This window comes from Gammaproteobacteria bacterium (assembly GCA_035279405.1).
In the GTDB taxonomy this organism is placed as follows: domain Bacteria; phylum Pseudomonadota; class Gammaproteobacteria; order Natronospirales; family REEB76; genus REEB76.
In genome coordinates this window covers 1-1,057 of sequence record DATEHU010000020.1, presented here as the reverse complement: position 1 = coordinate 1,057, position 1,057 = coordinate 1, and the positions used below count along the sequence as shown (strand labels likewise).

The 1,057-nt window shown below is 64.6% G+C and carries 1 protein-coding gene; it reads left to right on the top strand.

Features of this window, described 5'->3' with window-relative positions:
• Positions 1-98 precede the first annotated feature (98 nt).
• Positions 99-1,041, top strand: a protein-coding gene (locus tag VJR90_02520) for an IS630 family transposase (protein ID HKV96347.1) whose coding sequence is annotated in 2 segments (ribosomal slippage) — positions 99-445 and positions 444-1,041 — 945 coding nt in all. Because the reading frame shifts where the segments join, the coding sequence is not laid out codon by codon here.
• The last annotated feature ends 16 nt before the right edge of the window (positions 1,042-1,057 follow it).

The following is a 1,057-nucleotide window of genomic DNA, read 5'->3' as shown; positions in this document are numbered from 1 at the left end:
TAGAGCACGATTCCAGAAGGCTGAATCGTAAAGAGGGGATTCACAAGCGGCTGGGTTTCTGATTCAAGATGCTGGCTGGGGTTGGGGGCCAGCATCGCATGGCAAGACCCTATTCACAGGACCTTCGGGAGCGGGTGGTGGGTTCGGTGGCGAGCGGACGCTCGTGCCGGGCAACGGCGGCGCTGTTTGGGGTAAGCGTCGCCAGCGTGGTGAAGTGGTCGCAGCGATGGCGGGCGACCGGCAGTGCGGCGGCCAAGCAGATGGGCGGCTGGAAGCAACTGCTGCTGCTGAGCGAGCGGGCCTGGTTGTTGGCGCGGCTTGCCGAGAAACCCGACCTGACGTTGCGCGCGTTGGTGGCCGAGCTGGCAGAGCGCGGCACCCCGGCGAGCTACGGGGCGGTGTGGCGGTTCTTCAAGCACGAAGGCATCACGTTCAAAAAAAAGCCTGCACGCCAGCGAACAGGACCGCGCCGACATCGCCCGCCGCCGCGCCCGCTGGAAGCAGCATCAAGGCCGGCTTGACCCGCGCCGCCTGGTGTTCATCGACGAGACCTGGGCCAAGACCAATATGACCCGCCGCTCCGGTCGCTGTGCCCGCGGTGCCCGCCTGGTCGCCAAGGTGCCGCACGGCCGCTGGCGCACGCTGACCTTTCTGGCCGCCTTACGCTGCGACCGGATCGCCGCACCCTGCGTCATCGACGGACCGATCAACGGCACCACCTTCCGCGCCTATGTCGATCAGTTCCTCGTCCCCACCTTGAACGCCGGCGATGTCGTCATCATGGACAATCTCGGCAGTCACAAGAGCCAGGCCGTGCGCCAGCTAATCCGCGCCGCTGGCGCCAAGCTGTTCTTCCTGCCGCGCTACTCACCCGATCTGAACCCGATCGAGCAGGTCTTCTCAAAACTCAAAACCCTGCTGCGCAAAACCGATCCGCGCAGCACCGAAGCCACCTGGCGCAGCATCGGCGCACTCCTCGATTGCTTTACCGCCGAGGAATGCGCCAACTACCTCGTTAATGCCGGTTATGCTTCGGCTTAAGAGGATCGTGCTCTAG